1 protein-coding gene and 1 pseudogene are annotated in these 769 nt (G+C 71.7%); both read right to left on the reverse strand.

Annotated features, from left to right (window positions below; all coding sequences use genetic code 11):
• Window positions 1-350 (reverse strand): annotated as a pseudogene (locus KBX53_RS34730) (hypothetical protein); the annotation flags it as partial.
• Between the two features lie 17 nt (window positions 351-367).
• On the reverse strand, window positions 368-598 hold the full coding sequence (locus tag KBX53_RS34735; RefSeq protein WP_210864011.1) for a hypothetical protein: 231 nt from the start codon (window positions 596-598) through the stop codon (window positions 368-370).
• Between the last annotated feature and the right edge of the window lie 171 nt (window positions 599-769).

Genomic DNA, 769 nt, shown 5'->3' on the forward strand with positions numbered 1-769 from the left:
ATGTAGGGCTCCATCGGGTCCAGAGCGCGCAGGCGCCCCTCCCGCTTGGCGTCCTCCCGGCGTGCCCGGTCTTCCCCCTCGCGCTGGCGCTCTTCTTCTTCGGCGCGGCGGCGTTGCTCCTCGGCCTCACGCTCCAGGTCCTCGACGAGGCGGCGTTGGCGCTCCCGCTCCCGGTCGCGCTCGAACTCCTCCTCCAGGTCGTCGAAGAACCGGTCGAGCTCCAGGTCGCCCTCGGGCTCCACCTCGATGCGGGGTGCCGCGGCGACCACCCAGGCGACCGCCGGCGTGACCAGGCGGCGCAGGGTGCGGATGTCCACCGCGCCGACCGGGCGTACCTGCCGGCCCGTCATGATGCTCAGCGCCCGGGCTAGTGACGCGTCGGTTCCATGCGCAGCTGCGCCGGCTGCACGACCCGCAGTACCCGCTCCACCGCCTCGGCGACATCCGCCGGGTCGTACCAGTTGACCAGGCGCAGCGGCCCGAGTGCGCCGGCGACCGCCATGCGGGTCAGCTGCTCACGGATGCGGGTCTGCGCCTGTATAAGCGCGTACAGCGCGGCGATCTCGGCCGCGGTGAGTTCACCCTCGGCGGTCGGCACCAGCACCTCCCGCCTGAATGGTGTCTGGACCCGACCGATCGCTGATGGCGGCGATGCCACACCGGCCTTAGCGTGACCGCACAGACACTGGCAGTCCCGGCTCGGCCAAAGGACACATGGTGACAAACGAAGCGCGACACGTCCCACGATCCCGCCGCAGGCGGTGGCGCA

This window comes from Micromonospora sp. M51, assembly GCF_018070305.1.
Classification (GTDB): Bacteria; Actinomycetota; Actinomycetes; order Mycobacteriales; family Micromonosporaceae; genus Micromonospora; species Micromonospora parva.